22 protein-coding genes are annotated in these 16,099 nt (G+C 30.1%); 18 read left to right on the top strand and 4 right to left on the bottom strand.

Annotated elements, in window-relative coordinates; translation table 11 throughout:
• Nucleotides 1–527: 527 nt before the first annotated feature.
• The 5 genes from HNQ03_RS14180 to HNQ03_RS14160 all read left to right on the top strand — a co-directional run bounded on the left by HNQ03_RS14180 (nt 528) and on the right by HNQ03_RS14160 (nt 4,065).
• A complete protein-coding gene (locus tag HNQ03_RS14180; protein WP_173780356.1) occupies nt 528–1,070 on the top strand; it encodes a hypothetical protein in 543 nt (180 codons plus the stop codon).
• Nucleotides 1,071–1,170: 100 nt separating this feature from the next.
• Nucleotides 1,171–1,953, top strand: coding sequence for an MlaE family ABC transporter permease (locus HNQ03_RS14175; RefSeq protein WP_173780355.1), 783 nt, complete (start codon nt 1,171–1,173; stop codon nt 1,951–1,953).
• Complete coding sequence (locus tag HNQ03_RS14170) at nt 1,954–2,706, top strand: ABC transporter ATP-binding protein (protein ID WP_173780354.1); 753 nt, start codon at nt 1,954–1,956, stop codon at nt 2,704–2,706.
• Between the two features lie 4 nt (nt 2,707–2,710).
• Complete coding sequence (locus HNQ03_RS14165) at nt 2,711–3,715, top strand: MlaD family protein (protein ID WP_173780353.1); 1,005 nt, start codon at nt 2,711–2,713, stop codon at nt 3,713–3,715.
• A gap of 32 nt (nt 3,716–3,747) precedes the next feature.
• A complete protein-coding gene (locus HNQ03_RS14160) occupies nt 3,748–4,065 on the top strand; it encodes an SLC13 family permease (protein WP_173780352.1) in 318 nt (105 codons plus the stop codon).
• 245 nt (nt 4,066–4,310) lie between these two features.
• Here HNQ03_RS14160 and HNQ03_RS14155 read toward each other — a convergent pair whose 3' ends face one another.
• From HNQ03_RS14155 to HNQ03_RS14140, 4 genes are all read right to left on the bottom strand, one after another.
• Entirely contained in the window at nt 4,311–5,615 is a 1,305-nt protein-coding gene (locus tag HNQ03_RS14155) for a DDE-type integrase/transposase/recombinase (RefSeq protein ID WP_173780351.1), read from the bottom strand.
• A gap of 139 nt (nt 5,616–5,754) precedes the next feature.
• Nucleotides 5,755–7,023, bottom strand: a complete 1,269-nt coding sequence (locus HNQ03_RS14150; protein WP_173780350.1) for a site-specific integrase — start codon at nt 7,021–7,023, stop codon at nt 5,755–5,757.
• 4 nt (nt 7,024–7,027) lie between these two features.
• On the bottom strand, nt 7,028–7,654 hold the full coding sequence (locus tag HNQ03_RS14145) for a hypothetical protein (RefSeq protein ID WP_173780349.1): 627 nt from the start codon (nt 7,652–7,654) through the stop codon (nt 7,028–7,030).
• A gap of 1 nt (nt 7,655) precedes the next feature.
• Nucleotides 7,656–8,084: a hypothetical protein gene (locus HNQ03_RS14140; protein WP_173780348.1), complete on the bottom strand. Its 429-nt coding sequence runs from the start codon at nt 8,082–8,084 to the stop codon at nt 7,656–7,658.
• A 115-nt stretch (nt 8,085–8,199) separates the two neighbouring features.
• Between HNQ03_RS14140 and HNQ03_RS14135 the strand changes: the two genes are divergently transcribed.
• From HNQ03_RS14135 to HNQ03_RS14075, 13 genes are all read left to right on the top strand, one after another.
• Nucleotides 8,200–8,418 (top strand): hypothetical protein, encoded by a 219-nt coding sequence (locus HNQ03_RS14135; protein ID WP_173780347.1) that lies wholly within the window; start codon nt 8,200–8,202, stop codon nt 8,416–8,418.
• Nucleotides 8,408–8,707, top strand: coding sequence for a DUF3853 family protein (locus HNQ03_RS14130; protein WP_226927525.1), 300 nt, complete (start codon nt 8,408–8,410; stop codon nt 8,705–8,707). Before HNQ03_RS14135 ends, HNQ03_RS14130 begins: the two co-directional genes overlap by 11 nt.
• Nucleotides 8,704–8,955 carry a DUF3853 family protein gene (locus HNQ03_RS14125; protein WP_173780346.1) on the top strand — a complete coding sequence of 84 codons (252 nt, stop codon included), beginning with the start codon at nt 8,704–8,706 and terminating at the stop codon, nt 8,953–8,955. The genes HNQ03_RS14130 and HNQ03_RS14125 overlap by 4 nt, the downstream gene beginning before the upstream one ends.
• Complete coding sequence (locus HNQ03_RS14120) at nt 8,945–9,643, top strand: hypothetical protein (protein WP_173780345.1); 699 nt, start codon at nt 8,945–8,947, stop codon at nt 9,641–9,643. Before HNQ03_RS14125 ends, HNQ03_RS14120 begins: the two co-directional genes overlap by 11 nt.
• A 56-nt stretch (nt 9,644–9,699) precedes the next feature.
• Nucleotides 9,700–9,906 carry a hypothetical protein gene (locus tag HNQ03_RS14115; RefSeq protein ID WP_173780344.1) on the top strand — a complete coding sequence of 69 codons (207 nt, stop codon included), beginning with the start codon at nt 9,700–9,702 and terminating at the stop codon, nt 9,904–9,906.
• A gap of 57 nt (nt 9,907–9,963) precedes the next feature.
• Nucleotides 9,964–11,061, top strand: a complete 1,098-nt coding sequence (locus tag HNQ03_RS14110) for a hypothetical protein (protein WP_173780343.1) — start codon at nt 9,964–9,966, stop codon at nt 11,059–11,061.
• A gap of 440 nt (nt 11,062–11,501) precedes the next feature.
• On the top strand, nt 11,502–12,338 hold the full coding sequence (locus tag HNQ03_RS14105; RefSeq protein WP_173780342.1) for a toprim domain-containing protein: 837 nt from the start codon (nt 11,502–11,504) through the stop codon (nt 12,336–12,338).
• Nucleotides 12,339–12,476: 138 nt separating this feature from the next.
• Nucleotides 12,477–12,902, top strand: a complete 426-nt coding sequence (locus HNQ03_RS14100; RefSeq protein WP_173780341.1) for a hypothetical protein — start codon at nt 12,477–12,479, stop codon at nt 12,900–12,902.
• Between the two features lie 271 nt (nt 12,903–13,173).
• Nucleotides 13,174–13,731 carry an AraC family transcriptional regulator gene (locus tag HNQ03_RS14095; RefSeq protein WP_173780340.1) on the top strand — a complete coding sequence of 186 codons (558 nt, stop codon included), beginning with the start codon at nt 13,174–13,176 and terminating at the stop codon, nt 13,729–13,731.
• A gap of 128 nt (nt 13,732–13,859) precedes the next feature.
• Entirely contained in the window at nt 13,860–14,237 is a 378-nt protein-coding gene (locus HNQ03_RS14090; RefSeq protein WP_173780339.1) for a hypothetical protein, read from the top strand.
• 92 nt (nt 14,238–14,329) lie between these two features.
• Complete coding sequence (locus tag HNQ03_RS14085) at nt 14,330–14,800, top strand: DUF3347 domain-containing protein (protein ID WP_173780338.1); 471 nt, start codon at nt 14,330–14,332, stop codon at nt 14,798–14,800.
• Nucleotides 14,801–15,060: 260 nt separating this feature from the next.
• Nucleotides 15,061–15,633, top strand: coding sequence for a DUF3347 domain-containing protein (locus tag HNQ03_RS14080; RefSeq protein WP_173780337.1), 573 nt, complete (start codon nt 15,061–15,063; stop codon nt 15,631–15,633).
• 1 nt (nt 15,634) lies between these two features.
• Nucleotides 15,635–16,087, top strand: a complete 453-nt coding sequence (locus HNQ03_RS14075) for a heme-binding domain-containing protein (protein WP_173780336.1) — start codon at nt 15,635–15,637, stop codon at nt 16,085–16,087.
• The last annotated feature ends 12 nt before the right edge of the window (nt 16,088–16,099 follow it).

The following is a 16,099-nucleotide window of genomic DNA, read 5'->3' as shown; positions in this document are numbered from 1 at the left end:
GGGAAAGGTTTTGTTGTGCAACTCAAAGATACTTTGAGATACTAAACTTTACCCTCTTTTTTTACATTTTTATTTAAACGTTTAGGACGATATTGGTTTTAAATATTTATTAATAAGATTTACATTCATCTGACATAAAATTATGCTTCAATTACCAACGTTTTTTTTAAATGTGTGATTGTTGTAAGCCTTTTTATCCGCAGTATAAAGTTTTGAATTATAAAGGTCGTTGCTTTACCCAATTGAAGTGATTCAATTATTTTTAAAGTATTTGCTAAAGAAAACCAATGCAGGTTTACAAAAAGATTTTCAGCGTCGTATGAAATTTAAACCTTCATTGCATTCCAAAAAATCAAAGTGGATTATTCGGATACAACTTCAAAATCAAAATGATGAAAGTAGATTAGACTATCAAAAACGTACTAAAAAATCATTAGAAGTAGCGGTTTAGTTCTGTTAAACAGTATAATCAGAAAATTAATTTTAACAATTTTCTAAATAACATTTTCAAACAAAAAGTAAATAGAATGGAACCTAAAATTTTTAAAATAATAGCGATAGTTATAATGATGATGGCTTTTAGTACCGCAACTTATGGTCAAAATATAAAAAAACAGAATGAAACCGACATTCCTATACTTATTAGTCAAAACTTTGTTAATGAATATCCTAATTCGAAAGACGTAAAATGGCGCGGATATTCCGAAGAATTTCTTGGCGTAGACTGGTATGATTACAATTTATCTATGAATTCGACAAAACCTTTTCAGTATTATGTTGTGGATTTTACCACAGAGAAATACCAACTTAAAGCAATTTATGAGAAGACAGGAAAGAAAATCGCAGTTGAGGGAAAAATCATTTTTAAACTCCCTACGGAAATCCCATCCCCATTTGAAAATTCTAATTATAGCGGATGGAAGATTACGAATGACATGATAATAATCTACCAAAACGATCCTTCCGACGTCACTAAAGTTTATAAGTTTCGCGTAGAAAAAGGACTTTTAAAGCACGATTTACTTTATTCTTCAGAAGGGGTATTATTAAAGGATAATACCATTAAATAAAAGTAAATTGTAGAGTAAGGCTAATGATATTTTTAAAGTGGGATTGTTTTGTCCTTTAACTAAATTTAAAAAAAATCAGAAAAATTTTTGTTAAAAATAAATGTCAAATCTGTCAAAATTATTCACTTCAACAAAATCTTTCTTCGCTGAAGTGGGTGATATTTCATTGTTTTCTGTACGGTTTTTCAAAGAAGTATTTTTTCCGCCTTTTGAGTTTAAAGAGTTGATCCGCCAATGTTACAATATTGGGAATCGGTCTTTACTTTTAGTTTCAGTTACGGGCTTTATTTTAGGACTGGTTTTTACCCTTCAATCCCGGCCAACTTTAGAACAGTTCGGCGCAGAATCTTGGATTCCTTCAATGATCAGTATTTCTATCATCCGGGAAATTGGTCCGGTAATAATTGCGTTGATCTGCGCAGGAAGAATCGGTTCAGGAATTGGTGCCGAACTTGGTTCTATGCGCGTTACAGAACAAATTGATGCTATGGAAGTTTCTGGAACAAATCCTTTCAAATATTTGGTGGTAACGCGAATCGTGGCTGCGACTTTAATGTTGCCACTTTTAATAATTATAGGCGACACAATATCTCTTTTTGGATCTGCCATTGTAGAAAATTTAAAATCCGACGTTTCTTTTACCCTCTATTTCAACAAAGTTTTTACCGCAATAGAGTTTGGTGATATCATTCCGGCAACCATAAAATCATTTTTCTTTGGCTTTGTCATCGGTCTGATTGGTTGCTATAAAGGCTATAATTGTGCGAAAGGAACTGTTGGCGTGGGTGAAGCATCCAATGCCGCAGTAGTTTATACGTCTATGTTAATTTTTATCATTGATTTTATTGCTGTATTTGTAACCGACATTATTTTTAATGTTTAAATGGAAAATAAAGAAAATAGAAAAATAGTTTTAGAACTAAAAAATATCACCAAAAGTTTTGGCGACAATCAGGTATTGAAGGGATTTAATCTGAAACTTTTCGAAGGAGAAAGTTTGGTGATCATGGGTAAATCCGGTTCCGGTAAGTCAGTGATGGTAAAATGTCTTGTTGGGTTAATTCAGCCAGATAGTGGCACAATTACCATTAAAGGGGAAGATATTATTACATTAGGTCACAAAGAACTGGATATTCTACGAACAGAGATTGGATTTCTTTTTCAGGGAAGTGCGCTTTACGATTCTATGACCGTTCGGGAAAATTTAGAATTTCCTTTAAGAAGAAATAAGGATAAAATAGAAAATTTCACAGGAACAGAAGTTTTAGTAAAAGAAGCACTTGATGATGTTGGACTTTCAAAAACGATAGATCTAATGCCTGCAGAACTTTCGGGTGGAATGCAACGAAGAATTGCTTTGGCAAGAGCGCTAATTTTAAAACCGAAAATAATGATGTATGATGAACCTACTACAGGTTTAGATCCCATTACTGCAAAAGAAATTATAGAATTACTTCGAAGTATTCAGGTAAAATATAAAACGTCTTCCCTTATTATCACGCACGATGTAGATTGTGCAAGAGTTATTTCCAACCGTATCATTTTGTTGGTTGATGGAATTAATTATGCAGAAGGTACATTTCAGGAACTTTCGAATTCTGAGGATCCACAGGTGAAAGCCTTCTTTAAAAATTAAAATTATGGAAAAATCGACCTCAAAAAAGATCAGCGTTGGTATATTTGTTATTGTTGGAACAATACTTCTGATTACAGCACTTTATTTTGTGGGTAAAAAGCAACATTTGTTTAATAAAAATATTCAATTGATTGCTGTATTTTCGGATGTAAGTGGTTTACAATTGGGCAACAATGTTCGGTATTCTGGCGTAGATGTAGGAACCGTAAGCAAAATAGAAATGAAGGAAGAAGGCAAAATTTCTGTTGAATTGTCTATCGATGAAGATGCCGCAAAATTCATCAAAAAAGATGCAGTTGCAAGTATTGGTTCGGATGGTTTAGTGGGAAGTATGGTGGTAAATATTGTTCCTGGTGAAAATAAAGCCGCGAAAATGGTAGTTTCTGGCGACCAAATACAAGTGAAATCTAAAATCACGATAGATGAAATTCTGGAGACTTTCAGTAAAACCAATGAGAGTGCTGCTTTAATAACATCAGATCTGGCAAAAATTACTCAAAAAGTGGTAGAGGGAAAAGGAACTTTGGGTGCGATTTTAAGTGATACTTTGCTCGAAAATGATGTACGGAAATCTGTTGCTGGAATGAAGAGAACGGCAGAAAGTGCTACAAAAGCAATGGATAAGGTAAACGCATTAATTTCTAAAATAAACTATGACGAAAGTGCAGCGGCAGTTCTTTTAAGCGATCCAAAAACGCGGGTTCAAATTCAAAATGTGTTTACTAATTTAGATAAGTCCGGTAAAAATATTAATAAAGTTTCGGAAAGTTTAAATGATTATGTTCAAGAAATTAAAACTGGAAAAGGGACAATTAACTATTTAACACAAGACCAAACTTTAGTAAAAAATATAGATTCTACAGCCATAAGTGTGAAAGAATCTGCAGATAAATTTAATCAAAATATGGAAGCCTTGAAGCATAATTTCCTGTTTCGGGGTTATTTTAGAAAATTGGAACGTAAAGAAAGAAAAGAAAAAGAAAAGAATGATGAAAAATTAAAGAAATAAATCCTTTTTTAATACTGTAATTTTTAATAAAGATGAAGGATAAAATTAATTTTGTAGGTCTATTTGTTGCGATTGCTGCTTTTTTTATATTACGGTACGTACCAATTCCAGTTGAAAAAGAAATCCAAAATGCGCTTGCTTTATTATTTTTTGTAGCAATCCTCTGGATTACAGAATCTATTCCTTTATCCTTAACCGCTTTATTGATTCCAATTATCGCTATTTTTCTGCAATTATTGCCGGCAAATCTTGCCTTCCAAGAGTTTGCAAATCCTATCATTTTTCTATTTATGGGTGGTTTTGTGCTTGCAGGTGCGCTTTCTCAGTATGGTTTAGATGGCTCCGTATAATAGCCCGTAATTTTAGAATTCGTCTTGATAATTTCATATTAAGCAGTATTAATAAGGGTTTATAAACAGGTAATTTCTTTAAAAGAAAAAACGAAAATTCGTTTTTGGTAATTTACTAAACAAGAATAAAGATTTTCATTTTAAATATCGGCCTTTTTTAAAAATTGTAAAACCATTTTTGTAAAAGTTACTTCAAATGTTTAATATTTCTCTGAAAGATTAGTAAAATTGCCCTTTTCATTAGTTTATGGGCACACTTTCCTACAAACAAAAGCTTTATTGGCTGCTATTCTTTCTTTATTTAATTGGGCAAAGAAAATTTTAGTATCTTTTAATTCCGGATTTTCGTAAATTTCATCTGGTGTATAAATTTTGTGAAAATAATGTGGCTTTTCGCTGTTATATTCTGTAATAGATTGGCTTATATAATTTTCTAATTCAATAGAACTTAACTCAACCTCTTTCAAATATGTTTGTTTCAAAATTCTGTTATTTCCTTCTATTAAACTGTTAGAAAAAAGCACGTCTTTCAAGGCAATTTTTTTGTGAATTCCAATCTTACAGTCATTGATAAATTCATGAATGGTAATATTATTATTCTCGCTTCCACCATCTACAATCAGGTCTAAACTATGTTCGTCATTTTTTAAATCATTTTTCTGTAAAAATTGCTCATTAATTGCACGTTTCAAACTTTCTAATCTCATTACTCCAGACAATTTTTCACTCACATCCCAAGCCAAAACTTTCCTGGAGAAATTGTCCATTAAAGTATAGATAAACATCATTTTATTATCTGTAGTTTTATACCTCGTTACGTCCATATGCCATATTTCATTCGGCTCATTGGTTCGTACCGAAGTCCGCTTTCTTTTTTGGTAGAATTTCTTACGCTTCAAACCTAATCCCAACAATTTTGCATAATGATACCAACTTTGTCTGGACATAGAGATTTTGCCATCTTTCACTCCTTTTCCCCAAACCGAACCACTACTCCAATGCAGATACTTTTTATCTGCCAATAATAACTTCATAGTATTAATTTCCTTTTGGCTGATTTGTCGGCTTACTCGTTTATAACAAAGCCAAATGAGAGATTTTTTACATTCGTATTTCTTCATTTTCTGCCACTGCCCAAATTGATTTGAAGATATTTTTAAGAATTTTAAAACCAACTTTTTATTTTCCGAAACCTCTATAAATTTTACAATAAATGGTGTCAATATTCTATAATTTACTTTGATAAAATTCTGAAATTTTTTCTCCCCAAAGAGTTTTAAAACCATCAAATATAATCTACAAAATGCTACAAATAGTTGTCTGCTTTTTTGCAGTCGCATATCTGCAATTATTTTCAGATCTTCTAAAGTACATTGTGCCACTTCTTCAAACTCTGTCCCAGAATAATAGACGGAGTTTTTATTTTTCCAATAAACAGATGTACTTACAGGGATTTTTTCTAAAAATGCTTTCGGCAATATCTGTTTCTCAATTCCCAAAGAAAAGCAAAGTTTGATATTGGTGTGATAGGAAGTGTAGTTTAGCGGCATATAATAATTCGATAGAGAAGAAGTAATATTAAGACTAAATTTTTACTTTTACTCTGAAATTATTTCTAAAAATTATATGGAATTATATCATAAAACTAAAGTTGCGAAAAATGCTCCTATTTGTAAATAAGATAATATTTCACAATAGATTAAACTTCTCCATTGCATTTATCTTCGTCTGATCCGCAATATCTATATAAGGTTTCATCGCAGAATAATCGCTATGACCAGTCCATTTCATTACAACCTGTGGAGGAATTCCAAGCGATAAAGCATTGCAAATAAAAGTTCTTCTACCTGCGTGTGAACTCATTAAGGCATACTTTGGAAAAACTTCATCATATCTTTGATTCCCTTTGTAATAAGTTTCTCGCACTGGTTCATCAATTTTTGCTAATTCCATTAATTCACGCAAATATTCATTCATTCTTTGATTACTAATTACCGGCAAAGCTTTATAATCATCAAATTGCGAATCTTTGTATTTATTCAGAAGTGCTTTACTATGGTCATTCAATTCTATTACTAAACTGTCAGAGGTCTTGACAGTTATAATTTCGATAAAATTTTCATTGATGTCACTGCGTTTAAGATTTTCTACGTCAGAATATCTCAAACCTGTAAAGCATTGAAATAAAAAAACATCTCTTACTCTGTCCAAATATTGTTTCTTTGCTGGAATCTTGAATTCTTTCACATGCTTCAATTCTGCTTGAGTTAGAAAAATGATTTTTTTCTGCACTGTCTTTAACTTAGGTCTAAAATTTTGAAAAGTCATATTAGAATTAAATCCCTTTCTCGTTGCCCATTTTAAAAACCACCGTAAAAAAGAAAAATTTTTTAAAGTTGTTGAATTTTGAAGTTGTAATTTATCTTGTAAAAAGTATTGATATTGTAAAAGTTTTTTCTCATCAATATTTTCAAAATTTAATTTCGAATTAAAGGTTTTAAGATGTTTTCTGAAGGTTTTCATTTTAGCAGAAGTGGTATTAGTCCAAAGATTGATTCTGGATTCTTCCAATACAAACAAATCAAAAATTTCGAACAATGTTTTTTCTGGCTCTATTTCTTTTTCTACTTTTTTACCAATCTCTAAATTAAAACGATCTCTAACTGATTTTTGATCTGGAATTTTTTTCTCATAATAAAAACTATTAAAGACACGTTCACATGCTGCTTCATAGTCACTAATCTTTTTATTAATGACACTTGCTGAGATTTTCTTTATCCCGTGCGTGGAATTAGTTTTACATCGCTGCGTTTCGATACTCCATTTTGCAAATTCTGCTCTGTAGCCAACGCCAAAAGCCACAATGTTTTTATCCCATTTTATTCTAAATCGAATTTTACCAGTTGGGCTATCTTTTTCTTTATCAAGCAAAAATTGAGAGTGGTATGTGAATTCCATATTTTTATTTTTTAGATTCAGTACTTTCGAGTTTGTAATTTTCAATGGAAATACCTCCAATCTTCATTAAATCTTCAAATGAGTATGTAAAAGTTTTAATTAATTGGTTTTCTGAATAAACATTTATCGTTTTTGACAAATCTTTATCGTTCTCAATCGTATTATCTTTTAGGTAAGTGTAAATTTTAAAAGTGAAAGAAGATATTGGAGCAGTAGTTTCATAAATTTCTTTTTCCACTAATGCGTTTTTGTTTTTATTTTTTTCATTTTTAGCACTGATATATTCCTGTGAGATTTTAAATGGTTCAGAAATAGAACGGAAACTGAAATTGCCATTTTCATCTTTCCAGTTCTGCGTGTTCATTGTATTTTCGCTAAGACGTATAATACCACTATCAGTGTTTAATATTTGCGAAAGATTTCCATCATTGATTTTTACAAATCTCCAAAATGAGTTTTCTTCAAAATTTGTCCAATTACCAATATTAATTATTTCGATTTTTATAACTCTTTGCAAATTTTTGTTTTGCTGTTTATTAATCGATGCTTTATAATTTGTGAAGATTTTATTTACTTGCGCATTTAGCGATATTGCTATGGCTGTACTGAAAAGTAATATTATCTTATGCATGTTATTTTTTTAAAAGTTCCAAAAGAATCGTAACCTGTTTCATGCTTTCTGAAAGTTGATCTTGGCAAGTTCTTAAGCTTGACATTGTTTCCTTTTGTAAGTCTATAATTCCAGAAAATTCACTGTGTGAAATCCTAAAATTTCCGTTTACATTTCCATTAATATTATTATTTACGCTATTAGGTGAATTATTACTGGCAATAGTTTGATTAACTGGTTTCAACATTTCTCCATTTCCAGACACAAACCATTCTGGGCTGAGTTCTGCATATGCAATTAATATTTTTTCTACAGTATCAGAATTTAAACCTGAATCATTTTTAATGGCTCTACCAATTAATCCAACTGATAATCCTGCATCTACCGTAATTTTATTGGCATTCAGATTCTTGTATTCCATAAATTTTTGAAGTCTTCTTGTTATTGTCATTTGTATTTTATTGTTTTTTATCTATAAATTTGCGTTTAATATTGAAATATATCTATATTTGCAATCTATTAACAATACAAATATAGTAAATTATTTATTTTAAAATACAATTGAAATGAAAAAAGTGAGCGATTTTATAGTTCAGAAAATTCTAAAAGAAAATAATTTCAGCATGGAACTTGCCAGAATACTTGATATTCAGCAACAATCTGTCTTAGGGCTTGCAAAAAGAAATAGCAATAAATTGACTTTGTATGTCGCTGTGCAATTTTACAAAGACAAAGGATTTAGCGAAGATGAAATTTTTTTTAAACCTACCAATAATGCTATATAAAATGAAGGATGTTGATAAACCAATTTGGCAACTAACCATTGGTGAGTTTGTAGAGATATTAGAATCGAGACTTCCTAAAAGTATTGAAGAAAAAATTAGTTTAGAAAAAGTAGATTCAACCTATGTTTATGGATTAAAAGGTTTGGCGAAAATTCTTGGCTGTTCCACAAATTACGCAGGTAGATTAAAAAGAACTGGAATATTTGACAAAGCGATAAAGCAGAAAGGGCGAACCATAATTGTGAATGCGGAAATGGCTTTAAGACTATTTAATGACAGTAAAAAATGAAAGAAGTAAACCCCAAAACACTTGTTGGAAATTTAACCGTAGAACAATTGTTAGAAGTATCCAAGAAATTGAATTCTGAAAAAAAATACGAATACGGTATGAAAGGTTTGGCAAAAATCTTAGGGTGTTCACTATCGAAAGCTGCGAAAATGAAAGCTTCCGGCATATTGGATAAGGCGATTATCCAAAATAAAAATATCATCATAATCGACAAAGATTTAGCTTTAGAACTTTTAGATGAAAAATGATATGGAGTACCTTGAATTGACAAACAGGATATGGGGATTTAATGAAAATAAATCTTTAGGTTTATCGGCTATTTCTGTTTATTTCTATTTGTTGAAAATAGGATCTGAAGCAGGGTACACAAAATTCACAGTGTCTGATAGCAAGATAAGTAGAGAGCTTAAAATGACAAGGAAAACAGTTAAGGTTTGTAAGGAAAAGTTGTGCAAATTTGGTATAATTTCATACCATTCACGTAATGGAATACCTTCTGATTTTGAATTAAATTCGGATTATCCTTTAATTTTTAATGATGTGCTTGAAAAACCTGAAGTTCAATCTGAAATATTGGAATTTAAAAAAGCTCAGAAGAAAGTTGAACCAAAGGTAGTAGAGGTAAATTCTATTAAAAAAAGGACACAACAGATTTCGAGTAGTGTTGAAATTAACAATAGCATTCCATCAATTGAAGAATTTTTAGAGTATGCTCAATCATTAGAAATGTATGATCCTCAATTACATTCTGAAATTCAATTAAAATATAAAAATTGGAGAAGCAATAGCTGGAAAAATAGCGCAAACCGACCAATAACCGATTGGAAATCTACATTAAAAAGTGTGCTGCCTTATCTGAAAAATTCAACACAAAATAATTCACTTTCGGTAAAAACAATTCCAAGAATAACGCCGCCAAAACTATCAAATGTTTAAATTTAGAAATATAGATAATTATCTATGTTAAATATATAGACAAAAATACGCAAAAGATGAAAATATCAGATTTAAAACCAGGTCAAAAAGTAACAATTAACGGAATGCTTGCTGAATACCATGGGATTCAAAAAGTGAAAATTCAAAATTTTGGGAAGGTTGAGAAAAGAGTTTTCAAAGCTGATGGAATAAATATTTTTAAATATTACACGCTTAATGATGGTATTAAAACGCTAAAAAGTGAAAAAATTGAATTGAAATAATTCAAACTCTTTAGACAAAAAGGAAGATTTTAATTCCAAAAAATCTTGAATTAATTTATGATCGTTCCAGAAAAAGAAATAAAGATAATCCGCAAGGAATTTGAAAATAAGAATGATAGAATTCCCGACAAAATACGTTTGGGTAACCATTTTGTGGACGATTTTATTTTCGATGGCAACGAATCTTTTGATATTCCAATAAATGCACTTCGGGTAATTTTCAATATTATTTCAATTATTGGTAACGAGCAATTTCGTCCAGAAGATCGACCGAAACAACTTACCCTTTTCGATGAAGAATTTGAAACAGAGAACAACACTTTCGCTTCTATTAAAATTAAAAACAGCAAAATTTCGCCGAGTGGTTCTTCTAAACAAGTTGTTGCAGCTTATGAATTTCTGACTAAATTTAAAATGGGATGGTATAAATCTTTAAATTCAAAGGGAAAAGAAATCAAAACTTTTGGTGGTCTTATTTCAATTCCCTGTTACGATCAGAGAGGTTACACCACGTTTTTAATCAGCAGTTATTGGCTGAAAAAACTATTGGTTATCCCCGAATACAATTATATTCTGTACAATTTGGTATATAACATCCGAAACAATAAGCATATTATTTTCGCAATTTGGCTATCAAAACTGCCTGAAAACGGAACTACTTTAAAGCTATCTACACTCAACAACAAGTTTGGTTTAAACTATAAATCTGCCAATGATTTTTTTTTTAAATTCTTAAAACCAGTAAAAATAAGTCTTGAAAAATATAACGATTTATCATTTAATTATAGATGTCGAAGAGATTTAATATCGATAAATCCATTCCATACAAAAGTGGTTCCCGAAACTACTTTACCAAAAATTGCGAATGTAAAAACTGATGTAACGAGGAGATTAAATTACTTTAAACAGAGGTATGGATTAAAGGATTCTGACATGGTTCAGTTTTCTTATCAATACAGAACAATCTCACAAAACAGAGAATTGATTGAAAGATCTTTCAAAGAATTCATAAGACGAAATAGATTAATCCGAAAAAAATCTACTGATTTTCAAGGAAAATTATTTCTAAATGAGTTGCAAGAATTTATGATTATCGAATATAGAAAAACAAAAGTTGGAGAATTGATTCCGAATGGATACCCAAATATAATTTGATTTCGGATTTGCACTCATTCCATTTCGGAATTGCACTCATCTCTAATTCGGAATTGCACTCGCTAAAGTTAAAGAAATGTTAAAATTTGATTTTTGAAAGCTTTGTTTTCGGAATTGCACTCATTCCAAATAAAAAAGAAGAGTAAAAATATTGGTAAGTACCATTAATTGTGGATAAGTATGAAAAAACAAGTAAAACATAGAATTCATTTCGGAATTGCACTCATTCCTATAATGGCATTTTGTCGGAATTGCACTCATCTTATATTCGGAATTGCACTCATGTCAAATTCGGAATTGCACTCATGTCAAAAACGAGTTAAAACACTTGTCATAAAGCGATATAGCGAAATACTAAAAGCATTATAAAAGTAAATAAAAGTTTTTTTTTATTTAAAAGGGAAATGTGGATAAAAAATTTGCTTTAAAAAAGAAAAAAAATGAACTGCGAAAAAATTAAAGATAAAATAGATATTAGAACAGTTTTAGAATCTTTCAATCTATTTCCTGTAAAAGAAAATTCCAAAACAGCATTTTATTTCGCTTTAGATCGAGAAGAAAAAATTCCGAGCTTTTGTGTAGATTTTACGAAAAATAAAGCTTTTGATTTCGGAACAGGAAAAAATTACGACATTATTTCAATTGTTCAATTAATTGAAAAATGTTCTGTGTCAGAAGCGCTGCAATATTTAAAGAAGTTTGACTATTCGCATACCACAACAATGAAAAATTCCGAAATTTCGCAGAGTTATGAGATAATCAAAATTCAAGATATTCAGAATACTGCTTTGCTGCAATATTTAGAAAGTAGAAAAGTCTTGGAACAGAAAGATTTTGTGAAAGAAATACACTATAAATTAAATGGGAAACTATTTTTCGGAATTGGTTTCCAAAATAATTCTGGTGGATTTGAAATTAGAAATAAATATTCCAAAATTTGTCTGGGCAAAAAAGATGTTACGCTTATTAAAGGTGAAAATACGCCTCAAAGAGAGGTTTGTGTTTTTGAGGGTTTTTTTGATTTTCTTTCGTACTGCAAGTTATATAAAGATGAAAATTCAGATTTCATCGTATTAAATTCTACCGCAATATTTTTTAAAGTTGAAAATCATCTTCTGGAATATGATAAAATTAATCTCTTTTTGGATAATGATTCAAACGGGAAAATTTTAACCGAGAAAATTTTAGCAAAATATAAAAACGTTGAAGATTGCTCACAACTTTACAAAGATTATGGTGATATAAATGAGTGGTTAAACTCAACTAACAAAATTTAATTTATTGAAGATTTATCACATTATTAATAAATATCGAGATTGGAATTGTTCGTATAAATTGAGCGAGTGATTAAGGAATTTGCATTATTTTATTATTTTCTCTAAATAATTAGTAACTTTGTAAATCAATAAGTTTGATTGGTGGCATATATTTTAAAATTAATATCATTCTGTTTTATTCTGGGTCTATTTTTAGTTCCAATTTCTTTGCATGCCTGTAAAAAAGAAATTAATAATAAAAAAATTGAAATTAAGAATCTTAAAGTTAAGAAAGTTCACATTGTAGCAACATTTTCGAAGTTAGAAAGTTCTTGTGATGATGGTACTTGTAAAGGTGAATGTTGCAATAAAAAACCCAAAGGATGTGGCCATGAAGATTGTGATGGAAATTGCAACGCTACCTCTTGCTTCACTTCAATAAGTTTGCTGGGGTTTTTACCTTTATCTCAAGAAAAACAAAATTCTGAATCATTTTCATTTCTGAAAAACCATCGTTTTTCTTATAAAAATTCCTTTTATTCATTCGGTTTTCACTCAATTTGGCAACCGCCAAAAATAGGATAAATTCTCTCTTGTTTAGCCAGAATTATGTTTTGTAGTTTCATATTTCAAATCTATTTGTAGTATTTGTTATTAGCGAAGTTATATTATTCCAGTAATTCTTGCTGACTCTAAAACTAATAAAAGCATTCACGTTTTTATTAAGAAGTTTCATTTTTCCATTTTATCTTATTTAAAAAATCATAAACTATTGATTTCAAATTGAAGAGTTTTCAAGTTAAAATTTGGGCAAGATTTCAATTTTAATTTTTGTGATTTTAATTTTTAAAAAACCATGAAAACAGTTTTATTCATCAAAAATATGGTTTGCGATCGATGCAAATCAGCAGTTATAAAAGAAATTAATGATTTAAATATCAATTTTGAATCAGTAGAATTAGGACAGGCGACGTTAATAGATGTCAATGTCGACGATTTATCAAAACTAACTTCTTCACTTAATAATTTGGGTTTTGAGGTTTTGAATGACGAAGCAGATGTCTTAATAGAAAATTTAAAAATAGCCATTATTAACAAAATTGAAAGTCAAGATTATTCAAATCTTTCAATTTATTTAAGTTTAACTTTTAATAAATCCTATCCCACATTAAGTAAAATTTTTAGTATAGAAGAAGGAATAACAATTGAAAAATACAGAATCAATCTGAAGATGGAAAAAGTAAAAGAATTGATACAATTAGGTGAATTAAATTTTTCAGAAATTGCGTATCAATTAGATTATACTGATAGTGGGCATTTGGCAAAACAGTTCAAACATGAAACTGGTATGTCTATGTCCGAATTTAAAAACCTTCAAATTTGGGATAGAAAATCTCTGGACGATATTGTATAAATTTTAAACCGAATATTACCAATGAAATTTATTCACCAATACTAACTTTGTACAAGATAAAAATAAAGCAGACAATTTTGTTTTCGATACAAATCAATTTTCTGTTTAAAAAGTTCTTTTAAATTTATATGAAAAAGTTTTTTGCAATAATGTTCACAGTTTTCTATTTCGGATTTTCATCTGGAATGGTTTATAATGTTCATTATTGCATGAATATAGTTTTCACAACCTTGACAAAATCTGATAACACTTGCAAAATTTGCGGTAAAGGAAAAATGAAAGACTGCAGCAAAGATCAGATAAAAGTTTTAAAAACTGATGTCGCTCAAAAGGCAGATATTTCTTTTATAACGGACGCACCATTTGCATTACTTCAATCCAAGATTTTCTATTCAGATTTTCTGATTACGGTTTTGGAACGTAATTATTTTTCTATTCCCTTAAACGCACCACCAGATAAAGTAGGTGTCGCCCTCTTTATTTCATACCGTAATTTTAGAATTTAAAATACAGAAAAGTTTTTCTTTTAAAGAAAAATGACAACTCTTATCCAAACTTTTGGACTTCATTTTTTACTAAACAACCTAAAATTTTTACAATGAAAAAATTAATTTTCACAGCAATATTCTCAATATTTTCAATCTTAAATTTGTCAGCACAAAAGTCTGATGCTTCCATTTATAAACTTTACCAAAACTATATCGTTATAAAAGATGCTTTGGTAATGGATAATTCAGATGAAGCCTCAAAGGCAGCAAATGAATTTATAAAATCTGCTTCCATGGTAGATTACAAAGTTTTGTCTGAAGGCAATTTAGACCTTCTTCGGAAAGATGCTTCTACTATCGCAGAAAGCAGAAGTATAGAAACCCAACGCGAATCTTTTGCAAAATTATCAAGTAATATGATTGAGGTTGCAAAAAATTTCAAATTAGCAGATTCTTCCGTATTTATTCTCTATTGTCCTATGCAAGATGCATCATGGTTAAGCGCACAAAAGGAAGTGAAAAATCCTTTTTATGGAAGTTCGATGCTTACTTGCGGCAGCATGAAATCTGAACTAAAATAATTCATTTCAATTTTTAATTCGTTTGAACGCTTCTCTTATTAAAATTGAAGTTTATTCATAGAAAATTGCAATCAACTTTAATTATCATCCATTTTCAAAACTTGGATTATTTAAATATTAATAGTTAGGCAAAATTTAATAGTTCAAAATCTGATTATTAAACATTAATATTTTCAAAAGTTTCGATTTTAATTAAAAGAAATAGTAAGTGTAAACATTCGAATTTAATTAAAATAATACTAATCATTAATCAAGAAAAAATGAGAAATTTAAAAATTACAGTAACAATTGCAACAGCAGTTTTATTGAGTCTTACAGCATTTTCTTGCAAGGAAAATAAGTCTACCAAAGAAACAGCAGTGGATCATTCTTCTATGAAGTCGGATGAAATGGCAACAACTGGTGCACAATCTGTAAGTGCGAAACAGGTTGTAGCAGATTATATGACGATCAAAGACGCATTAGTTGCAACCAATAAAGAAGATGCCGCAAAAGCAGGATTGGCTATGGGAACTGCATTGAACAATTTTGATATGAGCACTTACACAGAGCAACAGCAAAAAACGCTGAAGGACATAATTGTTGATGCCAAAGAACATGCAGAACATATTTCTATGAGTGAAATAGATCATCAAAGAGAACATTTTAAAGCACTAACCAAAGATGTTACAGATATGATCGCTATTACTGGAGCAGATGCAAAAGTTTACGAAATGTCTTGTCCAATGTATGATGGCGGAAGTAATTGGTTGAGTTCAAGCAAAGAAGTGAGAAATCCTTATTATGGTGATGAAATGCTTGACTGCGGAAAAATGGAAAAGGAATTGAACTAGTATGAAAATTTTCAGAATCATAGCAACGGTTTTATTGATCGCATTTGTATTAATTCAATTTCTGCCAAAGCAAATTAATAAAAGCCAGACCACTTCAAAAGCCGATTTTATGTCGGTAAATAATGTTCCGGTAAATATTAAAAGTAAGTTGCAAACTTCCTGCTATGATTGTCACAGTAATAATACCAATTATCCTTGGTACAGTAAAGTTCAGCCGGTTGCAATGTTTTTGCAAAACCACATTATAGATGGTAAAAAAGAATTGAATTTTAGTGAATGGGATTCTCTTTCGGTGCGCCGTAAAAAAAGCAAATTGAAAGCAATAGTCAATCAGATCAAGGATGGTGAAATGCCGATGAGTTCCTACACCATCATTCATAGAGATGCTATATTTTCCAAAGCGGAAAAGGATGAAATTGTACAATGGATGACAAAAACAAAAGATAGTTTATAAAAATTTTAAAAA

Source organism: Frigoriflavimonas asaccharolytica (genome assembly GCF_013294015.1).
GTDB classification, from domain to species: domain Bacteria; phylum Bacteroidota; class Bacteroidia; order Flavobacteriales; family Weeksellaceae; genus Frigoriflavimonas; species Frigoriflavimonas asaccharolytica.
This window is presented reverse-complemented; position numbering and strand designations above follow the sequence as displayed.